The organism is Streptomyces sp. CB01635 (genome assembly GCF_002803065.1).
Lineage (GTDB): Bacteria > Actinomycetota > Actinomycetes > Streptomycetales > Streptomycetaceae > Streptomyces.
This window is the reverse complement of record NZ_NNBL01000013.1, coordinates 177,714-201,532: the sequence shown is the minus strand read 5'-3', so window position 1 is coordinate 201,532 and position 23,819 is coordinate 177,714. Positions and strand designations below refer to the sequence as shown.

Genomic DNA, 23,819 nt, shown 5'->3' with positions numbered 1-23,819 from the left:
TGAACCACCCCCAGGACGAACTGCCAAGCACAGTACGCCTACAGCAAAGGCAACAGCATTGCACTTAGACCGTGTCCTACATGGTCAGCTTGAGGAGCCGTTTGTAGCAGCAGAGCGCGGCTGCCAGCACCCATACACGGCGCGGGGCGCCGGTAGCGACGGAGCCCCTCCGGTGTCGTACGAAGGGTAAGATCCCCGCAATTCCGGGGCGGGGATCCATTGGGGGCGGGAATGAAGCGTGCGCTGCTGGTCGGGATGGGAGTTGTGCTGGTGCTGGTCACCGGGTGCACGGACAGTGGATCGCCGCAGGCTTCCCGAACTTCCCCGGCTCCCTCGTCGTCACCTTCACCGTCGACGAAGGCTCCCGTGCCACCGGAGCCGGGTCCGGCCAAACCGCTCGGTGGGGCAGCGGTCGGCAAGGGGGACGGGAAGCTGGTGGACTCCTTCACCGAGTTCATCGAGGAGTCGGACCTGGACACCCGCATCGAGCCCGAACTCTCGGAAGTTGCCGTGCTGCAACGCCTTGGGCCCACAGGCACGGGCGACCTGGTATGGATGCCGGACGCCGATACGTACTGTCTGACGACGATCCGGTCCAGCCTGAAGAGCCATGGGTGCTACGGACTCGCGCCGAAGCGCCCGGCGCGTGGCTATGTACAGGTGGGAGACCCCACGCCGCGCGGCGTGGGGTCGACGTACTCGAAGCAGGACTGGCTGTCGGTCAGTCTTGTGGAGAATACCCAAGGGCTCTTCACGTTTACCGGTGATCGGCCGAAGGGCACCAGCTCGGTGCGCCAGGCCACGCTGCGCTTCACCTCGGGCCGGACCGTGACATTCCTCGCCTATAGCCAGACAGATTCGAGGATTCCGCAGAACACCAAGATTTGTGGGCCCCACCGCAAGGTCTGCTTCGATCCGTACGACTTTGATCTAGGGCGCGTCTCTTAGACCGTGTCCTACATGGTCAGTTTGAGGAGCCGTTTGTAGCAGCAGAGCGCGGCTGCCAGACCGAGAAAGGCCAGTTAGTTGCCCGATTCCCGCTCGTAGCGATGGTTGAGGCGACGGTAGCCGGTCAGCCAGGACATGGTGCGTTCGATGACCCACCGTCGACGGCCGAGGCGTTCGCTGGAGTCGATGCCCTTGCGGGCGATGCGGACACCAATGTGTTTGCCCCAGAGCCAACGCCGCAGGCGAGGGATGTCGTAGGCCTTGTCCGCGTGGAGACGTTAGGGCTTGGAATCGGCTGCGTGGGATTCGTGTCCCATGTGGAAATGGGACAGCATCGGCTTCAGCGCCAGGCTGTCGTGAGTGTCGGCCCCGGAGATTCCCACGCGTAGGGGCAGTCCGTTCGCGTCCGACAGGACGTGCATCTTGGAACCGGGCTTACCCCGGTCCACGGGGCTCGGACCTGCAAGTTCGCCCCCTTTTTAGCCCGGACGTGGGCAGAGTCAAGGACCGGCCGAGACAAGTCCACCAGGCCCTGTTCGTCCAGGAGTTGGAGAACCTTCTGATGCAGACGTCCCCAGACCTCAGCGCGGGACCAGGGCGAAGCGACGGTGCACGGTCGACTTCGACGCTCCGAAGCAAGGTGGCAGCGCCCGCCAGGCACAGCCACTGACCAACACGTAGATGATGGCGGCAAACACCGCCTCTTCGTCGATATTGGCGACCCCGCCAGCCTGCGGCCGCACCCGAGCCGACGGCAACAACGGCCGGGCGATCTCCCACAGGCCATCCGGAACGATCCATCCCCACCGTCCACTCCCTATGACCAGGTCAAACGCCCAACTGACCATGTAGGACACGGTTTTAGTCTTCTGAGTCGAGAATTCGGCGCATTTGTAATCTGTCCAGCAACAATGCCACTTGACGCCACCACCTGTAGGTTGCTCGGCATGAGGATGGGAGAGTTGCTCGGCTCCGGCCGCAGCGCGGACGTCTTCGCGATCGACGACCATTGGGCACTGCGTCGCTATCGAGACGGTGGGGATGCCACTGCCGAAGCGGCCGTGATGACTTACCTCTTCGAGCGCGGCTACCCGGTACCAGCTGTGCGGGAAGCGGCAGACGGAGCGGCCGCCACGGATCTAGTGCTTCGACGGTTGCGTGGTCCGACCATGTTGCAGGCACTGGTTCAGGGCACCCTCACGGCCGAGAGAGCGGGAGCGTTACTCGCTGACCTGCTGGACCAGTTGCACGCGATCCCCGGCCCGGACGCCGCCGATCCGACGGTGCGCACCCTCCACCTCGATCTGCACCCGGACAACGTCATGCTCACCCCTGATGGTCCGGTGGTGATCGACTGGTGCAACACCGGCCACGGCCCGCCTGCACTGGACTGGGCCATGTCATCCCTGATCCTGGCGCAGGTTGCGGTGGATGCCGTAGCTGAGGCGCTGATGGCCCGTGCAGTACTGACCTCCCTCCTGTCACGTGTCACACCTGAGACCGGTCTGGCAGACGCCAACCTTCATTGCCTCGCACAGGCCAAGGAAAAAAGGGCAGCCGACCCGGCCATGCACGAGCACGAACCGCGTTTGCTCGACGATGCAACGGAGTTGATCCTCACACTCCTGCCCGACAACCTCTGATTCACTGCGTCAGCCGGAGACGCTGCCCTGGCTTTGTTCACTTCAAGCAGCAGCGTTTCTCCGCCGGCTTGGGCAGCAGCTGACGGTCTTGGTGCCTGTGGATGTTCACGAGACACAGCAGACCGTGGGACGGCCACGCCCTCAGGGCGGCGGGCCGCTGCGGAGCGCTGGTAGCAGGCAAGCCCGCAGGCCCTTGAGGCAGGAGTGTCGGATGCGTTGGTACTCCGGCGCTCGCCCAGGAACGCCGTCCTGGGGCACTGAACAGATGTGCCTGGCCGTGACCTCACGATCATCGGTGATGACCTGCGGGCTTCAACGGAGCTGTCGGCGCAAGGACAGCGACCGGGCGGACTGAGACGCCGCGACACCCATCCGGCGCCCCGGCCCCGGCAGTTCACGACGACCGTGTCGGCGGCCTGCGGACACCATCGGCGGCGGCCTGCACTACAGGGCGCATACTGAGCGCCCTCTCCTCGCCTTCCTCGGCTGAGGCACTCCGATCATGGCCCCACCCTCGGCCCAGCGCTTGTGACCTTGAGTCCGGCCGCACATGCGGCCGGACCAGGACCTCAGCCGTGGGCACACAGTGCGGTACATCAGCTTCCTGGCCCCCGCCGCGCTGCCGCTCGCGCCTCGGGTACGAGGAGGCGCGGTCGCGCATCGCCGATGCGATGGGCGCCGATCCGGGGCCTGCGCTGCGCACCGTGCATCAGCAGGTGCTGCGTCAGAGCCCGGTGCGGCTCCCTGAGGTGGCTCCGGCCGCCGGAGCTGTGCGAGTGGGCGGCCGGCTCGCCTGCTTCCCACGGCGGCAGCGCGTCAGTCGTGGTCGACCTCCTCGCGGGTGATGGTGCCCTTCACCGCGTCGATCTCGAAGTCGGTCTTGTTCCAGTCCTTGGTGACGACGTCGACGGACCAGATGACAGTTTTGTGGTCGTCGTCATCCAGGTTGATGGAGGTGACCGTGCCCTTCTGCTTGTCCGTGGCCACCTTGGCCGCCTCCTGCGGCGACTGGGTGGCACGGGCGATCCGGTCGGCCATCTCACGCTTGTCGCCGGAGTCCTGGCCGGTTTCCGCGACGGACTGGATCACCTTGCCCGAGATGGCGTCGATACGGACGGTGTGCGTGGCCCCGTCCTTCTCGACGACCTCAGCGACCCACTCCGGGACGGTGGAGCTGCCGCTCGGGCTGGGGCTGGGGGTCCCGCTGGGACTGGGGCTTTCGCTCTCGTCGGTGTCGTTGTCGTTGTGGTTGTCGTCCAGGCCCTTCAGGTCGAGTTCGGCGAGCTTGCTGCCCGAGACCTCGCCCACTGCCGTGGCGGCGGCCTTGTCGAAGGTGACCTTGGTGACACCGAGCAGGTTCTTGCGTGCTGTCTGGTCCTGAGTGAGCTGCGCGCTGCCGGAGGGGCTGTCCGACGGGGTGGCCGCCTGGTTCGGAATGACCTTCGCCGCTTCCGCGGTCGCTGCGGCTGTCGTCTTGCCACTGTCCCGCCCGCAGCCTGTCATCAGTGCTGCTGAGGCTACGACGGCGCACACGGCGCCGACGACGTGGAGGTGGCGGGCGCGCGGGATGCTGGTCTTCTTGCGTCGGGACTCAAATCTCATATCCCCATGCCTAGCCCTCACACCGATCGGCCATGTTGCCCGACGGCCGGGGTCACCCGATCGACCATGCGGCGCCGCCTCTTGGCCGTTGTCGGAGTCAGCTCCGCCAGGCTGAGCATCCGGGCCTCGCGATCCGCTCGTGTTTTCGCGGGCGACGACAGCGTGCACGCCGAGCCGCGGCAAGGCGGCGCGGGCTACCAGAGCCAGCGGGCGAGGAACTCCGCCCACATGAAGCCGCGGTAGCCCTCGAAAGCGGCGGGGTCGATCTCCTTGAGCTCTGCAGTGAGTTCTTGGAGCTCGGCGAGAACCGCGTCCTCCTCGTGGGAGTCGGCGTTGAGGAGGAGATCGCGGGTGCCGACCCTCAGGCCATAGTGGTGCAAGGCTCCGCAGCCACAGCGCGACGGAGGAATTGGCGAACCACACCTCGCCGTCGAGTAGGACGTAGTACACGGCACCGGTGCCAGGCTCGGCGCCGAAGGCCCACGTCAGAGTGCCGCCCCCGTTGGTGCGACCGGTTTCCTCCGTCAGCCGGTAGTGCAGGGTGCCCTCACGGGTGAGGAGCGTGGGCTGCGGTCCGGACCGGAAACACACACGGTCGATCAGGTTCTCGGCTTCGGGCACTCCGACCTCGGTCAACAACCTCTTGTGCTCGTCGGGGATCTCCCAGCCGACGACGACCGCAGGGTCGGCCCGGTGGACGTGCTCCTCGCCGGCCCAATCATCAGTGCATGCTCATTGCTGCGCGTACTCAGTCAGTTCCGCCACACGGTCACCACCACGGCGACGACTGTGGTGACCGCTCCGAGGATCACCATTACGGCCCGCATACGCTCGGTCAGGCGGGCTGTCCGGCGCCGCCGGCCAATGGGATCGATCCTCCCCCGTGGTGGCGCACCTCCACCCGGTTCGGGGCGCCCATTGCACGGCGGAAGGAGTTGTCGGCACCATGGACAGTCGCTGTCAGAACTACTCAGCCAGTAGATGCCCCTCAGTTGCGCGCGGAGCGCCGGGCGCCTGTCATCGTCGCCTCGCATGTCACTCCATCGCGGCTTCCACCGAGTCATAGATCCTCAAGGCCCGGTGCAGGCCGGTGATGTGGAAAATCTGAAGGACGTCCGGGTTCGTCATCACCAGCCTCAGGTCACCGACGTGCGTACGAATGCGCTTGGCGATGCTCACGAGGAACCCAAGGCCCGTCGAGTCGATAAACGAGACCCCCATCAGGTCCACGATGAGGCGATGCCGGCCCGCTTCGATACAGGTGAGCACGTGTTCCCTGATCTGAGGCACGCTGGAGACGTCGACCTCGCCATGGACCTCGACGACGGTCCAGCCCGTCACGTCGCGGTGGCTGATGTGAAATTCCGGGTGCATGGGTTGCCTAACGGCGATGCCCCGGAGAGAAGTTTTGGGTCGTGCCTGCCGCACGTCCGTTCCGCATATGCACGAACGACTCGCATCCTCGTGGCCGTCGACCGCGAGCGCGTGTTCTCGGCAGCCACCAAGGTCCTCGGACTGACCCAGTCCGCAGTCTCGCACTCCATACGCGGGACGGAAGGCAAAGTCGGAGCGGTCCTCTTCGAGCGAGGCCGCAAGGGCGCGACGCCCACCGCGGTCGGTGCCGCCGCTGCCGCCCACGCCCGCCGGATCCTGCGGCTCCTGGACACCCTGGCCGCAGAGGCCCGCGGCGCCGAGCGGGGCACGGTCGCCGGCCCGCTGCGCATCGCCGCCTTTCGCGACGCGCCTACCGCCTGGTGCCTGCATGACTTCAACTTCACTGGTGCGGTCTTCGGCGGCGCGAGAGCCATGCTCAAGATCTGTGGATCGGCTCGGGGAAGCCGTACCTTCCCGGGTAACCGATCGATAGGTCACCGAGCAAGACCGGTGTTCGCAGCACCGGCCGGGAGGGCAACGTCCGTGCTCAGCGTAGTGAACGACGAAGGCACCACCGTCAACGGCACCTCCCTGATCGACGAGATCGTCCGGGAGGGCGCACGCTTCGAACGCGGCCAGCTCATCGAGCGGGCCCAGGAGCGGGCGGCATGACCGCTGTCGGCCTGCGCCCGGCCACCGCCGCGGACAGCGAGTACTGCTTCCAGCTGCACAAGGCCGCCATGGGAACCCACATCACGGCCACCTGGGGCTGGGACGAACAAGTCCAACGCGGCTTCCACATCCGCGCATTCAGCCCCGGCCGCTGGCAGATCATCATCGTCGACAGCGCCGATGCCGGCGTGCTCCATGTCGAGCACCGGCCCAACGAGATCTACCTTGCCCGGATTGAGCTCCACCCTGATTACCAGCAGCGGGGCATCGGCAGTCAGCTCATCCGCACCCTCCTGCAGCAGGCCCGCGAGCAAGGGCAGGTCCTCACCTTGGACGTCCTCACGGTCAACCAGCGGGCCCAAGACCTCTACCGGCGCATGGGCCTGGACGAAGTCGCCCGGCACGGCGAGAACAACATCAAGATCAGGATGTCGAGCCGAATACCTCAGAGCGACCCGATCCACAGATCCTGACAATGACTCCCCCTTCCAACTGACCCGCCCAAAGCCGTAGGACTCACCGCGCTGTCGGTGAGTCCTACGGCTTACCGCTCCCTACATTCCTCAGTTGGTTCACTCCGTGGGCCAACTGAGGCGGAGCGGCACTGCTGAAAGTTCGGGATCGGCATCAGCACCGTTCCCGGCGAGCGGCCCGATCGTGGTGGGAGGCGCCCTACCGCCGACGGGGGATGAGGCGGTAGGGCGCCCGTCCATAGGGGGCGACAGCTGTTCCGCCCGTGCTGTGAGTTACGGGGCGGGTTGCTGTCGCTGGGTGCGGCTCAGGCGAAGTCCGTCGGGCGGCCGAGGGACTCGATGGCGTCCATTTCATGCAGCCGCTGTTGGAGGCGCTCGCGGATCCGATCGATGGCGTTGGCGCCCAGCGGCAGGCGCAGCGGTGGGTGTTCCATCCGGGTGGCGGTGATGACGGCGCGGGCCGCACGGGACGGGTCGCCGGGCTGGATGCCGTGCATGGCCAGGAATTGTTCCTTGGCCGGGTCCAGGGCGGGGCGGTAGTCGTCGATCGGGTCGGCGTAGCTCACCGAGCGGCCGGTGAAGTCGGTGCGGAAGGGGCCGGGCTCGACGATGAGGACGTGGATGCCGAGGTGGGCGACTTCGGCGGCCAGGCCCTCGGAAAGGCCTTCGAGGGCGAATTTCGTGCCCGCGTACGCGGTTCCGCCGAGGGTCGCCATGACGCCGCCGACCGAGGACATCTGCACGATGCATCCCGAGCGCTGGGCGCGCAGGGCGGGCAGGACGGCTCGCGTGACGTCGAGGGCGCCGAAGACGTTGGTGTCGAACTGGCGGCGCAGTTCAGTCTCGGAGAGTTCTTCCAGGGCGCCGCGCAGGGCGTAGCCGGCGTTGTTGACCAGGACGTCGATGCGGCCGAATTCCTTGAGAGCTGAGTCGACTGCGAGGCGGACCGTGGTGGGGTCGGTGACGTCGAGCGGGAGGGCGCGCACGCGGTCGGGTGCCAGGGCGACGAGGTCGTCGAGGGTGCGGGGATCGCGGGCGGTGGCGATGAGCCGGTCACCGTCGGCGATGACCTCCTGGGCCAGGGAGCGGCCGAGTCCGGTGCTGGTGCCGGTGATGAACCACACCTTGGTGGCGGCTTGTTCGGGCTGCTGGGACGGCATCAATGTTCCTTGCCTGCGGGTGGTCGGGCCAGGGGTTCGGCGTCAGCCGGTGGTGCGGGAGGTGGAGACCAGTGGGTCGGCCTGCTGGTCTTGCGGGGTGGTGCTGGAGGCGGATGCGTCGTCGCCTGTGGTGGCGGGGAAGGCGGTGCGGCCAGTAAGTGCCGCGAGGGCGAGGACTGCGGCGAAGAGGCCCAGGCTGGTCCAGGGCAGGGGGCCTGCGCCTTGGGTCGCGTACAGGGCTCCGCCCAGCAGGGGGCCTGCGGCCATGCCCGCATTCAGCATCGTGACCAGCAGCGACTGCGCGATCTCCATGGCGGAGCCGGCGGCTCGGGCGGACGCGGCCTGCAGCATGGTGAGGGCAGCGCCCAAGGCCACACCCCACACCGCGATGGCGGCGATGGTGGCCACGGGGCTGGATCCGAGGGTGGCGAGCAGGGCCATGGCGCCGGTGAAGGCCGTAAGGAGGCGATTCCTCCCGGGCGTGAACGCCCGGGGTTCCCCGCAAGAATCCGCTGAACGACGCTGCGCCGCCTGCACCGGTGCGGGGACACCGCCGTAGGGCTCATGCCTTTCTGCGGGCGATCGCCAGTGTGATAGCCACTGCGGCCGCCAAGAAGCCCGCTGCGACGGCGAGCAGCACGCTCGTGAGCCCGAGGGCAGCCGCCGAGTCCGGCGCGTTCTGCAGGTGAGTGAGCATCACGCTGACCGGGGAAACACCTTTGCCCAGCAGCACGGCCAGCAGGAGCGCCAGGGCGAGGACGAGTGCGTAGCCCTGCCGCCGGAACACCAGCCGTGAGCAGACCAGTCCGATGGCGATGCCGGTGAAGGCGCAGGTAAGTTGGACCTCGCTCCCCAGTACCAGGTCCGCGAGGCCGGGTGCGTGGGTCCCGAACATCAGCGGCAACACCAGACCGGCAGCCGTCAGCAGCAGGCACCACACAGCTGCTGTCCCGACCGTGGCGAGCAGGACGCGTAGGTGGCTGCCGGCGCTGACGACGACGATCGAGCGGTGCGGCTGGTCCTCGAGACCGCTCAGTGCCATGGTCAGCCAGACCGAGCACAACAGCATGGCCCCGGCCACCGAGGCGTAGGTCGCGGTGAGCGGGCCGGTGTCGCTGGTGGTCAGCACGGCCACCAGGCCGATGAACAGCAGCAGTGGCGCAAGGTAGCGCTGGGAGAGCAGCAGCACCGTGATCATGTAGCGGACCAGGGCGATCACAGAGCGGTCCTCCTCGCGTTGCCGCGGGAACCGTGTTTGTTGGCAGTTCCGGCCAGGCTCACCACTGACCACCGATGCTGCAGCGCCGTCAGCAGCACGGTGTCCAAGTGTTCACGCGCTACCTGCAGGACAACCTCCGCATCACGCTGGACGGTGTCCACCACGCCCGGCAACGCGGACCAGTTCACCTCGGCCGGCATCACGCCGGTGGGCGGCACCGCCAGGACCAGCTCGGCCATCGAGGCGCGCCTCCCGGCGTGCCGGCCGTCGCGCCAGGTGCCTCGGCCGTCGCTGATGACGTAGACGCCACCAGCGTGTGCCTGGGCGATCGCCTCACGGTGGTCGGTGAAGACCACCGCCCCGCCCTGCGCGGCCACTTCGTCGATCAACTCGGTGAGGACACCATGGGCCGAGGCGTCCAGACCTGACCAGGGTTCGTCGAGGACCAGCAGGTCGGGCTGAACAAGCAGGGCCTGAGCGAGCGCCACCTTCTGCGCGTTGCCCTTCGACAGCGTACGCAGCGACGCGTTCCGCCCGCCTACCAGGGACAGCTGTTCCAGCAGGTGGTTTCCTCGGGCGCGGGCGGCGGAGGCTGACATGCCACGGATACGCCCCATGTGGGTGAGGTAGGAGATGGCCGGGATGCGGTCGTGGGCGGTGAAGCGGTCCGGTACGTAACCAATGTGTGGTGGTCGGCCGGACACGGTCCCGGAGGTGGGCTGTGACAGTCCGACGAGGATCCTCAGCAAGGTCGACTTCCCCGAACCGTTGTCGCCCACCACCGCGAGGACGTCACCGGCCGAGATCTGCATGTCCACGTCGCTGAGGACCCATCGTCCTCGGCCGTAACGCTTGCCAACCGCTTCGCAATGTAACAACTCGACTCCTCAATTGTGGCCTGCCCACTGGCCCATCCAGCCTGGCAAGCGGGCTTGGCAGTGATGCTGACGGACAGGTGAAGCGCCTGGTAGATGGGATTTCGACCAAACCCGTCTCCCATGCCGCCAGGTTATGGAAGCAGGTATCGGACGACTACGGCGGGCTGGCGCGATCGTTGATCCCTCGACCGGGGCAGATCGGTACCGAACCCATCGGGGAGCATCACGGTGACGACGAGTGAAGCCGTCGCCCCAAGGTCGAGGCCGTCAACCGCTTCTTCTCCGCCTACGCATCGCCCTGCCTGCGGGGCATCACTTCGCGTCAGAGGACCGCATCCGGTTCCAGGATCTGTACGACGAACCGTCGTGGCCTGGTTGACGACGCCGTCGACGCCTTCATCCTTAGTGGTCGGCTCCGCAAATCCTTCGGGGGTTGACGGTGGAGCCTGTGGTGTGTGTGGTGCGGGGTCAGATGCTGAGGGTCGGTGAGGCAGAGGCCGCAGGCGCAGGCGAGGGCGTCTTCGGGGGTGCCGGCGAAGCCGCTGGGGGCAGGATGGCGTTGGCTTTATCGAGCAGTGGTGACGTCACTTGTCGATGGGTTTGGGAGGCGCCCCGATCCGCGGTCGGGTGATGTCGACGAGTTTGGGAGGCAGGGTGGCTCTTCCCAGGGAAGTATCGAGATGCTCTTGGCGAAAGGTGCTGGTCATGCTGCAGATGGTGCGCTCGGTACTGTCCCGAGAGGGCACTCCGCAGCGTCCTGGGCGTGGAGTTTGGAAGGGGAACCGGTGCTGATCCAGGCAATTGGAGCAGTGCTGCCGGCAGCGCTCGCGGTTGCCCTCAGTCCTTTCCCTCTGATCGGGATCGTGCTGATCCTGGCCGGCCGACAGGGCCGACGCAACGGCCTGCTGTTCACGGCCGGGTGGATCGCCGGGCTCGGGATCGTGGCAACGCTCGTCGTGGTCGTGTTCGGTGGAGCCGACGACCCCGAAAGCCCCTCGTCAGCGATCGCAGACTGGGGACGGGTACTCGCCGGAGTGACCCTCATCGTGCTGGGGGCGCGCAAATGGTGGCAGCGTCCAGGCGTCGGCAACGAGACCGAGACGCCACGCTGGATGGCGTCACTCGAAGACGTCTCGGCCCTGCGGGCGCTGCTCCTCGGTGCGCTGCTGTCAGGCGCCAACCCGAAGAACCTCGTCCTGACGGCCTCGGCGGCCACGTCGATCGTCGAAGCGGGGGCTCACAATGGCGATCTCACTGTGGCCGTCACTGTCTTCGTTCTCGTCGGATCCTGCACCGTCCTCGGCGCCGTCATCATCCATCTCCTCGGCGGACAGCGCGCGGCGTCGTTCCTGGACAGTGTCAGGCAATTCATGATCACCAACAGCACCGTGATCACCGCGATCGTGCTCCTTCTTCTGGGCGCCAGCATCCTGGGCGACGGACTCACCGGACTTGGTCGGTGAGTCCTCCCATCGTCAGCACGCGTGAGACGTCAAGCCGAGCGGCTTCATTCACCTGAGCAGGATGCGCGAGGCAACCTGTTGTGCCGTCATTTCTCATCAACAATCCGGGGTGGGTTGATCACCAACTGCCGCCGGGTGGATCCGCCATAGCGCAGAAGCATCTGTTCGCCGTCATGCAATCGAGGCGTTTGACAGCGAATCCAGTCGTTCAGGCTCCCGTGTCAGCGAACCTGGTCGCTCTTCGGCCCGATGCCTTTGATCCTGGTCGGAGTTCCGTCCGGGGCGAACGAGTGGTGGAAGGTGAAGGCGTGCGGCGCGGAGCCGTGGTTGTGGAGGTGTTCCAGCCTGGAAACCCCGTCCTGCCAGGTGGGTGTCACGCCGTCGGAGACCCACCAGAACACGTAGTTTGGGTGTCCTGTCCTCTCGAACCAGTCGTAACGCCTGTTCAGCGCCTCACGGTGCAGACCGGTGTAGATGGCGTCGAGGGCGGGGCGCAGGTCGGTCCAGAGTGAGAGGGTCGCGGCCAGGGCGGTGGTTTCGAGCGTATGGCCCTTGCCGTACCAGGTCGGTACGGCGAACTCTCCCCAGGCACCCCAGTCCGCCTCGAAGAGCGCGCCCCGGTCACCGTCTGCCGCCTCAGCATGCGCGAGGTATCCGGGGTGCTGACTGATCTTCCGGTAGACGGCCTCACCAATGTCGTAGAACTCGCGCGTGAGAGGTGCGGGATCGACGAGAGGTGACTTCAGGACGCCGAATGTGTACAGAGCAAGATGGGGCATGCGTCTCTCCCTGGTTGGGGCTGCCTGGCGTGGACCCGGTTCGGTGGCTTACGCATGGGGACGAGGGTTCGTGGGGCGTGACCGACTCGTGCCGTCGCGGCTGGCCCAGCCTGAAGGAACCCCTGTGCGACCGCGGCGACCACCGAAGACCAGATGAAGGTAGCTGCCTCTGCGAGCCATGTCGAAGTTGCAATTTCCCTGTCCAAGTGGCCTCTTGCACCGGTCATTTCGCGGGCTGGGGCGGTGATGGGCGGGGCAGGCTGCGCGGCACCAGTGATCCACTTCGGCCGATCGGTTCGCCCGCCATGCCCGTCCGCACCCCCCGTCCGATGGCCCCGAGTGCCGCCGAACGCGTGCGGTTGAAGAAGACGGCCTACGGCCACAAGACCGAGCACCGGCTGCGGGTGCGGGTGCGTGCACATGTGGTGCTGCACGCCGCGCGTGGACGCTCCCACGCATGCATCGCCCGGGAGACGGGGCTGCATTTGGACACCGTGCGCCGCTGGCGTGGCCGGTTCGCCCAGGCGGGCCTGCCCGGGCTCAAAGACCGTCAACGCTGCGGCTGTCCCGCCTCGTTCACACCGCTGCAGACCGCCGAGGTCACGGCGCCGGCCCGCCGGCTGCCTGCCTGCCTGCCTGCCTGCCTGCCTGCCTGCCTGCCTGCCTGCCTGCCTGCCTGCCTGCCTGCCTGCCGAGAGTGAAGTACCGCTCTCACGCTGGTCGTGCCTGGAACTGGCCCGCGACGTCGCCCGGCGGGGCATCGCCCCGTTCATGTCGGCGTCGACCGTGCGTCGTCGCCGGCTGGCCCCTGACGCGCTGAAGCCCTGGCAGCACCGCTCCTGGATCCTCATCACCAGCCCCGGCTTCCGGCTGAAGGCCGCCTGGGTGCTGGACCTGTACGCCCCGCACCTGGCAGGGCGAACAGCTCGGCCGCTGCCCATATGCGCTTGGAAATCGGGGCTGTTGCTCTCCGAGCGCGGCGTCCGGTCCGCGCGGCGGCCACAGAGTCCAAGACATGATCATTTCTCCCAATTGTGCATGCCCCAGGAGAGCCCCTGGCATGGCTCGGCGCCACGCCCGGGTGTAAATATCTCCCTCGGTCATACCGCGAGGCCATCGCGGCCGCGTCATTCGGTGAGGCTCGGGAAGAGGCAGCGAAGCCGATTTTGATCTTGGTCTCAGGGCTAGGGTGAGGGCTTCCCGCGACCCCTTCGGAGGTGCCTGCCCGGTGGCTGACAGCTTTGTTCACCTGCACAATCACACCGAATACTCGATGCTTGACGGGGCTCAGAAGCTCAAGCCGATGTTCGGCGAAGTCGAGCGTCAGGGCATGCCCGCGGTCGCGATGAGCGACCACGGGAACATGTTCGGTGCGTACGAGTTCCATCAGGTGTCCAAGGGCTTTGACGGCGTCAAGCCGATCATCGGGATCGAGGCGTACGTCGCCCCGTCCTCGCGTCGGAACCGGAAGCAGGAGTTCTGGGGGCCCGGTGGGCAGCGGGCGATGTCCGACGACGGTGAAGGGTCCAAGGACGTCTCGGGCGGCGGCCGCTTCACGCACATGACGATGTGGGCGCAGAACGTGAGGGGCCTGCGCAACCTCTTCTACCTGTCGACGGAGGCCAGCTACACGGGGCAGTTCCCGGCCGGCAAGCCCCGCATGGACATGGAGCTGATCAGCGAGCACGCCGACGGGATCATCGCGACGACCGGCTGCCCCTCGGGTGCGGTCCAGACCCGTCTGCGGTTGAAGCAGTACGACGAGGCCCGGCAGGTCGCGGCCTCGTATCAGGACATCTTCGGCCGGGAGAACTACTTCCTCGAGCTGATGGATCACGGCCTGTCCATCGAGCGGAACGTCCGGGACGGGCTGCTGCGCCTGGCCAAGGACCTGAACATTCCGCTCCTGGCCACCAACGATGCGCACTACGTCCACGCGGACCAGGCGGACGCGCACGACAACCTGCTGTGTATCGGCGTGGGCAAGAACAAGGCCGACGAGAAGCGGTTCCGGTTCTCGGGGAACGACTACTACCTCAAGACCGCGGACGAGATGCGCGGTCTGTTCTCCGAGATGCCCGAGGCGTGTGACAACACGCTTCTGATCGCGGAGCGTGTCGAGTCGTACGGCGAGGTCTTCGACAACATCGACGAGATGCCGCAGTTCCCTGACGTTCCCGACGGGGAGACCCAGGAGTCGTGGCTGCGCAAGGAGGTCATGAAGGGTCTCGTCATGCGGTACGGGGACCCCGTCCCGGCGGAGGTCCTGGAGCGGTTCGAGACCGAGATGAGCATCATCGGTCCGATGGGGTTCTCCTCCTACTTCCTCGTGGTCGCCGACATCTGCAAGTACGCCCGCGACAACAACGTGCCGGTGGGGCCGGGCCGTGGATCGGCCACCGGTTCGATCGTGGCGTACGCGACCCGCATCACCGAGCTGTGCCCGCTGGAGCACGGCCTGCTGTTCGAGCGGTTCCTCAACCCGGAGCGCATCAACCCTCCGGATGTCGACCTCGACTTCGACGACCGCCAGCGCGACTTCATGGTCCGCTACGTCGTCGACAAGTACGGCGACGAGTACACCGCGATGGTCAACACGTTCGGCAAGATCAAGGCCAAGAACGCGATCAAGGACAGCTCGCGCATCCTGGGCTATCCCTTCCAGCACGGCGAGCGCATCACCAAGGCCCTGCCCGACGACATCATGGGCAAGTCCATCCCCCTCGACGGCATCTTCGACTCCACGCACCCGCGCTACGGCGAATGCGGGGAGATCCGGGCGCTGTACGAGAACGAGCCCGACGTCAAGAAGGTCATCGACACGGCCAAGGGCGTCGAGGGCCTGACCCGCGGCACCGGAGTGCACGCGGCCGCCGTCATCCTCTCCAAGACCAAACTGACCGACCGGATCCCGCTGCACATGCGGGCCAAGGACGGCGTCAAGATCACCGGCTTCGACTACCCCAGTTGCGAAAACATGGGGCTCGTCAAGATGGACTTCCTGGGCCTGCGGAACCTGGGCGTCATCGACCACGCCATCCAGAACATCCGTGAGAACCGCGGTATCCATCTGGCCACCGTCGACCCGGGCAACGGCGACGTCACCGACCAGGTCGTCATCCCTCTCGACGACAAGACCACATACGAACTGCTCGCCTCGGGCGACACCTTCGGCGTCTTCCAGCTCGACGGCGGCGGCATGCGCACACTGCTCAAAGCCATGGAGCCGACCCGGTTCGAAGACATCGCAGCAGCCCTCGCCCTGTACCGGCCCGGCCCGATGGCCGCGAACGCGCACATGAACTACGCGCACCGCAAGACCGGCCGCCAGGAGATCCAGCCCATCCACCCCGAGCTGGAGAAGGCCCTCGAGCCGATCCTCGGGAACACCTTCCATCTGCTCATCTACCAAGAGCAGATCATGGCCATCGCCCGCCAGCTCGCCGGCTACACCCTCGGCGGCGCCGACCTGCTGCGCCGCGCCATGGGCAAGAAGAAGCCCGAGGTCCTGGCCGCCGAGTGGGAGAAGTTCCACGCCGGCATGCAGGGCAACGGCTACTCGGAGGAGTCCATCAAGGACCTCTGGGACGTCATGCTCCCCTTCTCCGGCTATGCGTTCAACAAGTCCCACACCGCCGGATACGGGCTCGTCTCGTACTGGACCGCGTACCTCAAGGCCAATTACCCGGCCGAGTACATGGCCGCGCTGCTGACCTCCGTCGGCGACGACAAGGACAAGGCCGGCATCTACCTGGCCGACGCCCGCAAAATGGGGGTCACCGTCCTGCAGCCGGACGTCAACGAATCCGTCGCCGAGTTCGCGGCCATCGGCGACGACGTCCGCTTCGGCCTGCGGTCGGTCCGCAACGTCGGCGACAACGTCATCGAATCGATCGTCGCGGGCCGCAAGGCGGGCGGGAAGTTCGGCAACTTCGCCGACTTCCTGGACAAGGTCGACCTGCCCGCCCTCAACAAGCGGGCGATCGAATCACTCATCAAGGCCGGCGCCTTCGACTCACTCGGCCATACCCGCAAGGGCCTCACCGCGGCCCACGAATACGCCATCGACGCGGTCGTACCCGTGAAGAAGGCCGCCGCGTACGGGCAGGACGACTTGTTCGCCGGCCTGGGCGCAGACGAAGGCGACGACGGCACTCCGGCCTTCGGTGTCGACATCAAGATCGACGAAGCCGAGTGGCCGCGCAAGCAACTCCTGTCGACCGAGCGGGAGATGCTCGGCATGTACGTCTCCGCACACCCCCTGGACGGCACAGAGAGCATCCTGGCGGGCCATCGCGACACCACGATCCCCGACTTGATCGCCTCCGGCCGTACCGAAGGCGTCGTACGGCTGGCCGGACTCATCACCAGCGTGCAGCCGAAGATGACCAAGCAAGGCAACCTGTGGGCCATCGTCAACCTCGCAGACCGAGACGGCCAGCTGGAAGTACTCTTCTTCCCCGCCACCTACCAGCTCGTCATGGGAGCACTCGTCCCGGACAGCGTGGTCTCCGTCCTGGGCCGCCTCAACGACCGTGACGGCACCATCAACCTCGCCGGACAGGAGCTCCAGGTCCTCGACGTGACCTCCGCCGAACGAAGCGGCGCCGCCCCCATCCAACTCCACCTGCCCTACCACCGGGTCAACGATCCCTCAGTTCGGGAACTCAAACGCATCCTGCTCGCCCACCCCGGCCCCAACCCGGTCCGCCTGGCCATCCAAGGACCCCGGAAGACCACCGTGTATGTCCTGCAGGAAACGGTGAACGCCGGCACGATCGCGTCCGACATCAAGGGCAGCTTCGGCCAGGACACCTGGCAGGGCATCGCATGACCGCACCGGCTGACGAAAACGACGTCATCATCCAACTCGACGACATGGACGCGTGCCGGGCCTGCGGTGAACAGAGCGTGCTCAAAGCCAGCTTCACGCAGACGTGGACGAACAAGCGCGGCGAGGCCATGTCCGGACTGTGCGAGGCAGTGCTGTGCCCAGAGTGCGAGCGGGGAACCCCGGCCGCAGACGAACTACTGGCGCTGTTCGCCGTCGACGAGACACTCGGCATCAACAACATCGAGACTTTCGGCGGACTCGTCGCGGCCTGGGTCGAATCCGTACGACACCAGCGAGTTGACGAGGCGCGACTCACCGAGGAACACGAGCAGTGGAGCGGTGAGTTGTAAGCAGCTCGCCTAGCGGAGGCTCCGCGCGGTGCCGCCACGCGGACGGCACCGCGAACTGACCGCGGCGCAGGTGGCTGTCTCACCCAGGTCGTGTCGGTGATGTTCAGGGCCGCCTGGGCGTAGGCAGGCGTCACCCCTACGGCGAGCGTCAGCGCGACGCCAAACCCCCAGTACCGTTGCGAGGGCGGACGGCCGCCGCCTCCACCCGTGTTGTGTCATTTCCGCTTTCTCAGGCAGGGCGGGTGAACGGCACAGACGGTGTCAGGGGTGCAGCTGGGCATGTGACTCGCCAACACCCGCCGCCGAACCCACCCACTCACCCCACAACGCCGCGCAGACCTTCGTTCTCCTGCGGATGCGCCGCCCGCCGATCCGCCCCTGCCGCACGAAGCCTCGGTAGTTGCCCCGCACGCCCTCGCGGTGGTCCCGCTCAGTGCCCCAGCCTGATGCTTGCTCATACCCGCAGACGCAGCGGGTCGTCGCCTCCTGGAGAGTCCGAACCGGGTGCGGGAGCCGACGTGGCGAGGAGGTCGCGGCCCTCGTTCGCAGCGCGGGCGAGCAGGACGCCCGGGATGTTGTCCCGGGTCGCCACCAACACCGCGGCGGAGATGGCCCGGGCGAGTTCCACCGCGTCAGGGCGACTGAGGGGAGCGACGGTCAGGCCGGCCGCGTCGAGGGGGATCAGTGAGTCGACGGTGTGCCAGATGCCCGCGTCGATCTCACCGAGGAGGACCGCCCGCGGCACGGACGTGAAATCGGTCGGCACATAGCGGCCCGCGCCTTCGGGGAACTCGGCATGGGTCAGTCGTTGGTGGTCGTCGGAGTCCAGGTCGATGCCGATCCGGAGTGCCGCGCCGTCGGTGCCGTGCCCCGGCCCGGGGGTTCGTGTGACGACGACGAGGCTGCCCGGCGCGTAGTACGTCCCGCTCTCCAGGGTGAGCGTGCGGTGGCCGGCTCCCGCGGCGAGCAGGTCGCCGGCGGCTCCGGCCGACATGAGGGCGATGTCCGCCTGGTGCGCCTCGATCGCCCGCAACCGGGTCTCCGCGCCCCTCAGGTGACCGACCGTCGTGTACGCGCCCAACGGGGCGATGCGCTCCGCCACAGCCGTGGCGACGCGCATCGACTCCGGTGGGGCGTTCGGCGGAAGCAGCAGGTGTACGGGGCTGAGCCGCGCCGCCGACCACAGCAGGGCAGCGTCGAGTCCGGTGATGAAGGTGCCCTGGTGTCCTCGGGCGACCAGGGACATCGCCCCCTCGTTCCGCAGGTCCTTGAGCGCCTTCTGGACCGTCCCGGAGCCGACACCCAGCGACTCCTGGTAATGGACGGTCGTCGGCAGGCGCCCCCCGACCCCCGCTCGAAGCACGTCTCGGGCGATGACCTCCCTGGGGGCAGGACCGAATTGGGCGGTGGGACTCAAGGCTGCCATGGTCACTCGGTGCTTTCGGACTCCGTTGTGGATGTGCAGGCATGCTGCGCTGCGGCTGAACGGCCTGCCTGCCTGCGGGCTGACGTGTGTTCAGGCCAGGAGCGCCTTGGCACGGTCGACCGGATCACCATCATGGACGACCGCGTGCAGGGCCGACAACACGCGCTCGGGCCGCTCTGCCCGGAAGACCCGCCGGCCGAACATGACTCCGCCTCCGCCCGCGGTGACGGCGTCGTGCGCCAGCGCGAGCGTGTCGAGCGGGTCGTCGCCACCCTTGCCGCCGGCCAGCAGGATCGGGACGTAGCAGCTCTCGGTCACCTCGGCGAAGGCTTCCGGCGAGCCGGGCCACAGCGCCTTCACGAGGTCCGCGCCGATGTCGGCGGAGATCCGGCAGTACATGCTCATGACCTTGGCGCTGAGGGCATCCGGGTCGTCGCCCTCCAGCGCGGAGCGCGGCTCGATGATCAGGCCGAGGCCGAGGCGCTCGCAGTCGCGGGCGATACGGGCGTTGCGCTCCACCTCGGCACGCTCGAGCCGCGTGTCGCGCTGGCCCAGATAGAGGTACGTCATGACGGCGTCGACACCGGCGGCAGCGACCGCCTCCAGGTCGGCGAGCTGGGCAAGCACGCCTTCCCCTCGGCCGTCGGCGCCCGGGGTGTAGATGCCCCGGGCGTGGTTCTTCCAGTCCAGGTGGAGGATCAGCCCCGGCTTGTCCCGCCCGGTGAACGTGTCCTCCAGGAGCGGAACCATTCCGGGCGTCACCATGACGCCGTCGGCCGTAGCCAGCTTGCTGAAGACGGACCGGATCTCCGCCGTGCTGCGCAGTCCGGCGGGCGGTCCGCTCGTCACCCCGTGGGAGGCGGCGACCACGACCGCCCGCCCGCTGGCAGGCCTGACCAGCCGCCCGAGGCGGATCTTCTTACCGGTTCGCGCGTCCATGAGATCGCTCCAATATGCAGCTTGCAGAGAATTGCATTGTGACCCTAGGATCCCACCACAGCGGCTGTCAATCGAGCCGTCCCGGCGGGCCGGCTCCGGCCCGCGCCCACTCGGCGCACGCCCCGCCTTCCCCCGGAATCAGCAATTTCTGGAGCACCCATGACAGACCTCTCCGCTGCACTCACCGCGCTGTCGCACGAGCTCGGGCCGGATGCGGTCCACACCGACGAGGTATCCCTCGACGCCTCCAGCCACGATTCCTGGCCACTCTCGACCAAGCTCGACAAGCTCGGCCGTCACACCCACCGCGCCGACGCGGTTGTCACGGTCGACTCGGAGGCCGCTATACGCACGGTGCTCGCCGCAGCGGCGGACCACGACGTCCCCGTCACCGTCCGCGCGCTCGCTTCCTCCGTGACCGGCCAGCCGCTTCCGGTGCGCGGCGGCATCGTGCTGGACGTCTCCGCCCTTCCGGCCACGTACAACGTGAACACCGAGGACCTCACCGTCGAGGCCTCTGCCGGCTACAACGGCGGCCGGCTGGAGGCCGAACTGCAGGAGCAGGGCTGGACGCTCGGCCACTCGCCCCAGTCGCTGCACCGCTCCAGCGTCGGCGGCTGGCTCGCCACTCTCGCCACCGGACAGTTCTCCTCGTACTACGGGGGCATCGAGGACCTCGTCGTCGGCTACACCGTGATCCTCGCAACCGGTGAGACCCTGCGGCTGTCCGCAGCGCCCCGTGCCGCGATGGGTCCGGACCTGCGCCAGCTCTTCCTCGGCTCCGAGGGCACGCTCGGCGTCATCACCTCCGTCACGCTGAAGATCTTCCCCGTACCGCCCGTCCGGCTCCTGGAGACGTACCGGCTGCCGTCGGTCGAGGCAGGCGTAGCCGTGATGAGGGCCCAGGCCGCGGCCGGCCTGCGGCCGTTCGTGCTGCGGCTGTACGACACGGCCGAGGCCCGGCACGCGCTCCAGGACGACACGGTCGACCGCCCCGTGATGTTCGCGGGCACCCAGGGCCTCGAAGCCGTCGCCCGAGCGGAGTTCGACGCCCTCAGCTCGATCGTCGGCGAACACGGCGGCACCGCCACCGGTCCCGACGGCACCGAGAAGTGGATGGCGAGGCGCTTCGACTTCTCCGGCGTGGAGAACCTTCTCACCGAGGACGGCGGATACGCCGAGACGGTGGAGGTCGCCCACAACTGGAGCGGCATCCTCCCCCTCTACCACGCCCTCACCCAGGCGCTCGCGCCGCTGGCGGACGAGGTGCTCGCCCACTTCTCCCACGTCTACACCCAAGGCACCTCTCTCTACCTGATCCTGCGCGGGAAAGCCGAGACCGACGAGGAAGCCGTACGCCGGCTGGAACAGGTGTGGTCCACCGCAATGCGAGTGGCTCTCGAACACGGCGCCGAGCTCTCCCATCACCACGGCGGCGGCCTTGCCAGGTCGCCGTACACCAAGCAGTCCCTCGGGGCCTCGCACCTGCTGCTGCGCCGTCTGAAGAACGCCCTCGATCCGAACGGCCTGCTCAATCCCGGCAAGCTCGGCCTCTGATCCCACCCGCTCCGAGGAAAGGCGCCCGACTCATGTGGTTTCTCGGCATCGACATCGGCACCACCCATATCAAGGTGGCGGGCGTCGACGCGGACGGCACGCCACTTCCCGCGGGCCGCATCCGCACACCCACTCTCGCTGTCGACAAGCTCACCTTCCACGACGCCGAGGTCATCTGGCACGCCACGGCAGAGCTGATCGCCGAGTACGCGAGGACGACGGCCGCGCCGCACGGCCCGCTCGGCGGAGCCGCCGTGGCGTCCTTCGGGCAGGAGGAGTCCGTCGCCGTGGACGAAGTCGGCCGGATGCTGTACCCGTCACTGGCATGGTGGGAGCGGCGCCCGGTGCGCGCCCTCGACGCGGAAACGGCCCGGTGGCTCGACTCCTTCGAGCAGTTCCAGGTCTCCGGACTGCGTCACCGGCTCGACCAGACTCCCGAGCGCACGGCCCATCTGCGGGTCCGGGAGCCGCAGTTGTGGCGGTCGACGGCCCGCTGGGTGGACTTCTGCACGTTCATCACCCATCGGATGACGGGCGAATGGGTCTCCGCGACCAACCAGATCACTCACAGCCAGTGCTTCGAACTGGCCACGCTGGCTCCGCATGCACCGGTCATGGAGCGGCTCGGGCTCACGCCCGCGCATTTCGCGCCCGCGCTGCCCACCGGTGCGGATGCGGGAGACATGCTGCCCACGGCCCTGCCGGGGGTGGCCATCGCCCGCGGCGCCCGGGTCGTCATCGGTGGTCACGACCAGGTCGTCGCCGCCCGTCAGGTGCACTCCATGAGCGGTGCGGAGGTATTCGACTCCATCGGCACGTCCGAGTACCTCATGGTCGGCACCGGCACGTTCGCCCCGCGGATGCGCTCGTACGAACTCGGCCTCGACCACGAGCGCGCGTGGCACGACGACGGCTTCCTGCTCGGCTGCCCGATCCCCTCGGGCAAGGTCGTCCAGCTGCTGGCCGAGCTCTTCCACCACGGGGATTTCGACAGGCTGTTCTCCGATCTCGCCGCCACTCCCTCCGGCGGCCTGCCGTCGCTGCACGTGACAGTCGGATCCACCGGAGAGGCACCCGAGGAAGCCGAGGGGCTGCTGACACTGACCGGCCTACCGGCCGGGGCCCGGCCTTCCGAGGTCGTACGAGGCACGCTCGATCACCTCGCCGACCTGGCGCGCACCGCCATCGGCGAAATGTGTGAGCTGGCCGGAAGGCAGCCCGGCCAGGTCGCCTTGATGGGCTCCCTCTTCAGGCGGCCCGAAATGGCCGCACACCGGCGTGAGCGCTGGGACCTTCCACTGCACATCAGCCCGATGGCCGAGCCCGTCGCCTCCGGCGCGGCGGCCATCGCCAGGGACGCCCTGACATCAACCAGCAGCCCGCGCCGTGACCACGACGGCAAGGAGACATCGTGAGCATCGCCATCACCTCGCTCAACAGCGCGATCGAACGGCTCCTTGCCGTGGAGACCCACCGGCCCGGTTCGGTCCACCGTCTGACGCGCAGCGAGACGTTCGCGGGCGGCAAGGGCGTCAACGTGGCCCGCGTGCTGACCCAGCTGTCGGCCGCTCGGCCGGAGGCCGTCGAGCCGGTGCCCGCGCCCCTGCTCCTCGGCTTCGCCGGCGGCCCCACCGGCCGACTCTTCGAAGACCTGCTCGCCACTGAGCATCTGGCCGCCGCCCTGGTACCGACCTCCGGTGCCACCCGGGTCTGCGAGGTGCTCGTCGACCTGTCGGACCCCGCTGGAGCCACCGTCTACAACGCGAGCGGCCCGCAGGTGGAACATTCCGAACTCGAAGCCCTGGAAGGCCTGTTCGCCGGAACCCTGGCGAAGAGCGAGGCACTCGTGTGCACGGGCAGCGTCCCGCCCGGCGTTCCCGCCGACCAGTACGCACGCTGGATCGCCCAGGCGCGCGACCGAGGAATCCTGTCGGTACTGGACGCACACGGCGAAGTCCTCGCCCTCGGCGCGGCGGCTCTCCCCGATGTCATCAAGGTCAACCGCGAGGAGCTGTCGTCCCTCGGCACAGGTGATCCGGCCGACCGGGCCCTGGGCTGGCTGGACGCGGGCATCCGCTGCGTCGTCATCACGGACGGAGACCGTCCCGCCCGTGCGTTCACCGCAGGTGCCGAGTACGAGGTAGTGGCTCCCGAGGTCCCGGTGCGCAGTGCCGTCGGCTCCGGTGACGCCTTCTGCGCCGGTCTCGTACAGAGTCTGCTCGGCGCGCCGCGGGCCGGCTGGGCCGCTCATCTCCGTACGGCCGCCGCATGCGGCGCCTCGAACGCGGCGGCCACCACGGCCGGTCTGACCTCAAGCCACTCCCCCGCCGCGCTGCTGCCCCGGGTGGCCGTGCGCGAATCCGCGCTCCGGTCCGCCCCGCCGCCGGTCCGCCGGGCCGGCGGCACCCGCGGCTGACCGAGTCCGGCGGGGCCACCCAGGACGGAGCTCCGCCGGACACCGGGAACCTGCCCAGAACAACGCCGTTCTGGGCATTAACCACG

At 67.8% G+C, this 23,819-nt stretch carries 20 protein-coding genes and 3 pseudogenes; 11 read left to right on the top strand and 12 right to left on the bottom strand.

The window, feature by feature from the left end; all coding sequences use genetic code 11:
• The first annotated feature begins 435 nt into the window (after nt 1-435).
• On the top strand, nt 436-948 hold the full coding sequence (locus CG723_RS28170) for a hypothetical protein (RefSeq protein WP_100596300.1): 513 nt from the start codon (nt 436-438) through the stop codon (nt 946-948).
• A gap of 8 nt (nt 949-956) precedes the next feature.
• Here the strand turns inward: CG723_RS28170 and CG723_RS28165 are convergent.
• Nucleotides 957-1,796, bottom strand: a pseudogene (locus CG723_RS28165) (IS5 family transposase).
• A gap of 99 nt (nt 1,797-1,895) precedes the next feature.
• Here CG723_RS28165 and CG723_RS28160 point away from each other — a divergent pair.
• On the top strand, nt 1,896-2,591 hold the full coding sequence (locus tag CG723_RS28160) for a phosphotransferase (protein WP_100596314.1): 696 nt from the start codon (nt 1,896-1,898) through the stop codon (nt 2,589-2,591).
• An 816-nt stretch (nt 2,592-3,407) separates the two neighbouring features.
• Here the strand turns inward: CG723_RS28160 and CG723_RS28155 are convergent.
• The 4 genes and pseudogenes from CG723_RS28155 to CG723_RS28145 all read right to left on the bottom strand — a co-directional run bounded on the left by CG723_RS28155 (nt 3,408) and on the right by CG723_RS28145 (nt 5,534).
• Nucleotides 3,408-4,193, bottom strand: coding sequence for a PepSY domain-containing protein (locus CG723_RS28155; RefSeq protein ID WP_100596299.1), 786 nt, complete (start codon nt 4,191-4,193; stop codon nt 3,408-3,410).
• Between the two features lie 194 nt (nt 4,194-4,387).
• Nucleotides 4,388-4,573 (bottom strand): Ada3 domain-containing protein, encoded by a 186-nt coding sequence (locus tag CG723_RS47910; RefSeq protein ID WP_234374558.1) that lies wholly within the window; start codon nt 4,571-4,573, stop codon nt 4,388-4,390.
• A 49-nt stretch (nt 4,574-4,622) separates the two neighbouring features.
• Nucleotides 4,623-4,856, bottom strand: a pseudogene (locus CG723_RS47905) (SUKH-4 family immunity protein); the annotation flags it as partial.
• Nucleotides 4,857-5,228: 372 nt separating this feature from the next.
• Nucleotides 5,229-5,534, bottom strand: coding sequence for an STAS domain-containing protein (locus tag CG723_RS28145; protein ID WP_234374557.1), 306 nt, complete (start codon nt 5,532-5,534; stop codon nt 5,229-5,231).
• A gap of 78 nt (nt 5,535-5,612) precedes the next feature.
• Here CG723_RS28145 and CG723_RS28140 point away from each other — a divergent pair.
• Nucleotides 5,613-5,936 (top strand): annotated as a pseudogene (locus tag CG723_RS28140) (LysR family transcriptional regulator); the annotation flags it as partial.
• Between the two features lie 299 nt (nt 5,937-6,235).
• A complete protein-coding gene (locus CG723_RS28135) occupies nt 6,236-6,712 on the top strand; it encodes a GNAT family N-acetyltransferase (protein WP_100596297.1) in 477 nt (158 codons plus the stop codon).
• A 305-nt stretch (nt 6,713-7,017) separates the two neighbouring features.
• Here the strand turns inward: CG723_RS28135 and CG723_RS28130 are convergent, their stop codons facing one another.
• From CG723_RS28130 to CG723_RS28115, 4 genes are all read right to left on the bottom strand, one after another.
• A complete protein-coding gene (locus tag CG723_RS28130; RefSeq protein ID WP_100596296.1) occupies nt 7,018-7,872 on the bottom strand; it encodes an oxidoreductase in 855 nt (284 codons plus the stop codon).
• Between the two features lie 42 nt (nt 7,873-7,914).
• Entirely contained in the window at nt 7,915-8,313 is a 399-nt protein-coding gene (locus CG723_RS28125; protein ID WP_100596295.1) for an MFS transporter, read from the bottom strand.
• Between the two features lie 121 nt (nt 8,314-8,434).
• Nucleotides 8,435-9,091, bottom strand: coding sequence for a hypothetical protein (locus CG723_RS28120; protein WP_100596294.1), 657 nt, complete (start codon nt 9,089-9,091; stop codon nt 8,435-8,437).
• Nucleotides 9,088-9,909 (bottom strand): ATP-binding cassette domain-containing protein, encoded by an 822-nt coding sequence (locus tag CG723_RS28115; RefSeq protein WP_267893735.1) that lies wholly within the window; start codon nt 9,907-9,909, stop codon nt 9,088-9,090. The genes CG723_RS28120 and CG723_RS28115 overlap by 4 nt, the downstream gene beginning before the upstream one ends.
• Nucleotides 9,910-10,649: 740 nt before the next feature.
• Between CG723_RS28115 and CG723_RS28110 the strand changes: the two genes are divergently transcribed.
• Nucleotides 10,650-11,432: a GAP family protein gene (locus CG723_RS28110; RefSeq protein WP_100596293.1), complete on the top strand. Its 783-nt coding sequence runs from the start codon at nt 10,650-10,652 to the stop codon at nt 11,430-11,432.
• A 221-nt stretch (nt 11,433-11,653) separates the two neighbouring features.
• Here the strand turns inward: CG723_RS28110 and CG723_RS28105 are convergent, their stop codons facing one another.
• Nucleotides 11,654-12,211: a DUF3291 domain-containing protein gene (locus tag CG723_RS28105; RefSeq protein ID WP_100596292.1), complete on the bottom strand. Its 558-nt coding sequence runs from the start codon at nt 12,209-12,211 to the stop codon at nt 11,654-11,656.
• 329 nt (nt 12,212-12,540) lie between these two features.
• Between CG723_RS28105 and CG723_RS47900 the strand changes: the two genes are divergently transcribed.
• From CG723_RS47900 to CG723_RS28090, 3 genes are all read left to right on the top strand, one after another.
• Nucleotides 12,541-12,912, top strand: coding sequence for a helix-turn-helix domain-containing protein (locus tag CG723_RS47900; RefSeq protein WP_234374556.1), 372 nt, complete (start codon nt 12,541-12,543; stop codon nt 12,910-12,912).
• Between the two features lie 527 nt (nt 12,913-13,439).
• Nucleotides 13,440-17,045 (top strand): DNA polymerase III subunit alpha, encoded by a 3,606-nt coding sequence (dnaE, locus tag CG723_RS28095; RefSeq protein WP_100596291.1) that lies wholly within the window; start codon nt 13,440-13,442, stop codon nt 17,043-17,045.
• Nucleotides 17,042-17,395, top strand: coding sequence for a DUF6300 family protein (locus CG723_RS28090; protein ID WP_100596290.1), 354 nt, complete (start codon nt 17,042-17,044; stop codon nt 17,393-17,395). Before dnaE ends, CG723_RS28090 begins: the two co-directional genes overlap by 4 nt.
• 454 nt (nt 17,396-17,849) lie before the next feature.
• On the opposite strand, the gene CG723_RS28085 is transcribed toward CG723_RS28090, so the two are convergent.
• Both CG723_RS28085 and CG723_RS28080 read right to left on the bottom strand, forming a co-directional pair.
• Nucleotides 17,850-18,812 carry a YhfZ family protein gene (locus CG723_RS28085; protein WP_159032566.1) on the bottom strand — a complete coding sequence of 321 codons (963 nt, stop codon included), beginning with the start codon at nt 18,810-18,812 and terminating at the stop codon, nt 17,850-17,852.
• Between the two features lie 99 nt (nt 18,813-18,911).
• Nucleotides 18,912-19,760, bottom strand: a complete 849-nt coding sequence (locus CG723_RS28080; protein ID WP_100596288.1) for a class I fructose-bisphosphate aldolase — start codon at nt 19,758-19,760, stop codon at nt 18,912-18,914.
• Nucleotides 19,761-19,919: 159 nt separating this feature from the next.
• Between CG723_RS28080 and CG723_RS28075 the strand changes: the two genes are divergently transcribed.
• Genes CG723_RS28075 through CG723_RS28065 form a run of 3 tightly spaced genes read left to right on the top strand, consistent with a single transcriptional unit; the run spans nt 19,920 to nt 23,733 of the window.
• On the top strand, nt 19,920-21,317 hold the full coding sequence (locus CG723_RS28075) for an FAD-binding oxidoreductase (RefSeq protein ID WP_100596287.1): 1,398 nt from the start codon (nt 19,920-19,922) through the stop codon (nt 21,315-21,317).
• Nucleotides 21,318-21,349: 32 nt separating this feature from the next.
• The gene (locus tag CG723_RS28070) at nt 21,350-22,732 is read left to right on the top strand and encodes an FGGY family carbohydrate kinase (protein WP_100596286.1); all 1,383 of its coding nucleotides are present in this window, start codon (nt 21,350-21,352) and stop codon (nt 22,730-22,732) included.
• Nucleotides 22,729-23,733, top strand: a complete 1,005-nt coding sequence (locus tag CG723_RS28065) for a 1-phosphofructokinase family hexose kinase (RefSeq protein WP_159032565.1) — start codon at nt 22,729-22,731, stop codon at nt 23,731-23,733. The genes CG723_RS28070 and CG723_RS28065 overlap by 4 nt, the downstream gene beginning before the upstream one ends.
• Nucleotides 23,734-23,819: the final 86 nt, after the last annotated feature.

Bases quoted from the DNA above. Each gene is read 5' to 3' on its own strand.
- CG723_RS28160 (WP_100596314.1), top strand. From the start codon at position 1,896: ATGAGGATGGGAGAGTTGCTCGGCTCCGGCCGCAGCGCGGACGTCTTC.
- CG723_RS28155 (WP_100596299.1), bottom strand. From the start codon at position 4,193: ATGAGATTTGAGTCCCGACGCAAGAAGACCAGCATCCCGCGCGCCCGC.
- CG723_RS28135 (WP_100596297.1), top strand. From the start codon at position 6,236: ATGACCGCTGTCGGCCTGCGCCCGGCCACCGCCGCGGACAGCGAGTAC.
- CG723_RS28130 (WP_100596296.1), bottom strand. From the start codon at position 7,872: ATGCCGTCCCAGCAGCCCGAACAAGCCGCCACCAAGGTGTGGTTCATC.
- CG723_RS28125 (WP_100596295.1), bottom strand. From the start codon at position 8,313: ATGGCCCTGCTCGCCACCCTCGGATCCAGCCCCGTGGCCACCATCGCC.
- CG723_RS28110 (WP_100596293.1), top strand. From the start codon at position 10,650: ATGCTCTTGGCGAAAGGTGCTGGTCATGCTGCAGATGGTGCGCTCGGT.
- CG723_RS28105 (WP_100596292.1), bottom strand. From the start codon at position 12,211: ATGCCCCATCTTGCTCTGTACACATTCGGCGTCCTGAAGTCACCTCTC.
- CG723_RS47900 (WP_234374556.1), top strand. From the start codon at position 12,541: ATGGCCCCGAGTGCCGCCGAACGCGTGCGGTTGAAGAAGACGGCCTAC.
- CG723_RS28090 (WP_100596290.1), top strand. From the start codon at position 17,042: ATGACCGCACCGGCTGACGAAAACGACGTCATCATCCAACTCGACGAC.
- CG723_RS28080 (WP_100596288.1), bottom strand. From the start codon at position 19,760: ATGGACGCGCGAACCGGTAAGAAGATCCGCCTCGGGCGGCTGGTCAGG.
- CG723_RS28075 (WP_100596287.1), top strand. From the start codon at position 19,920: ATGACAGACCTCTCCGCTGCACTCACCGCGCTGTCGCACGAGCTCGGG.
- CG723_RS28070 (WP_100596286.1), top strand. From the start codon at position 21,350: ATGTGGTTTCTCGGCATCGACATCGGCACCACCCATATCAAGGTGGCG.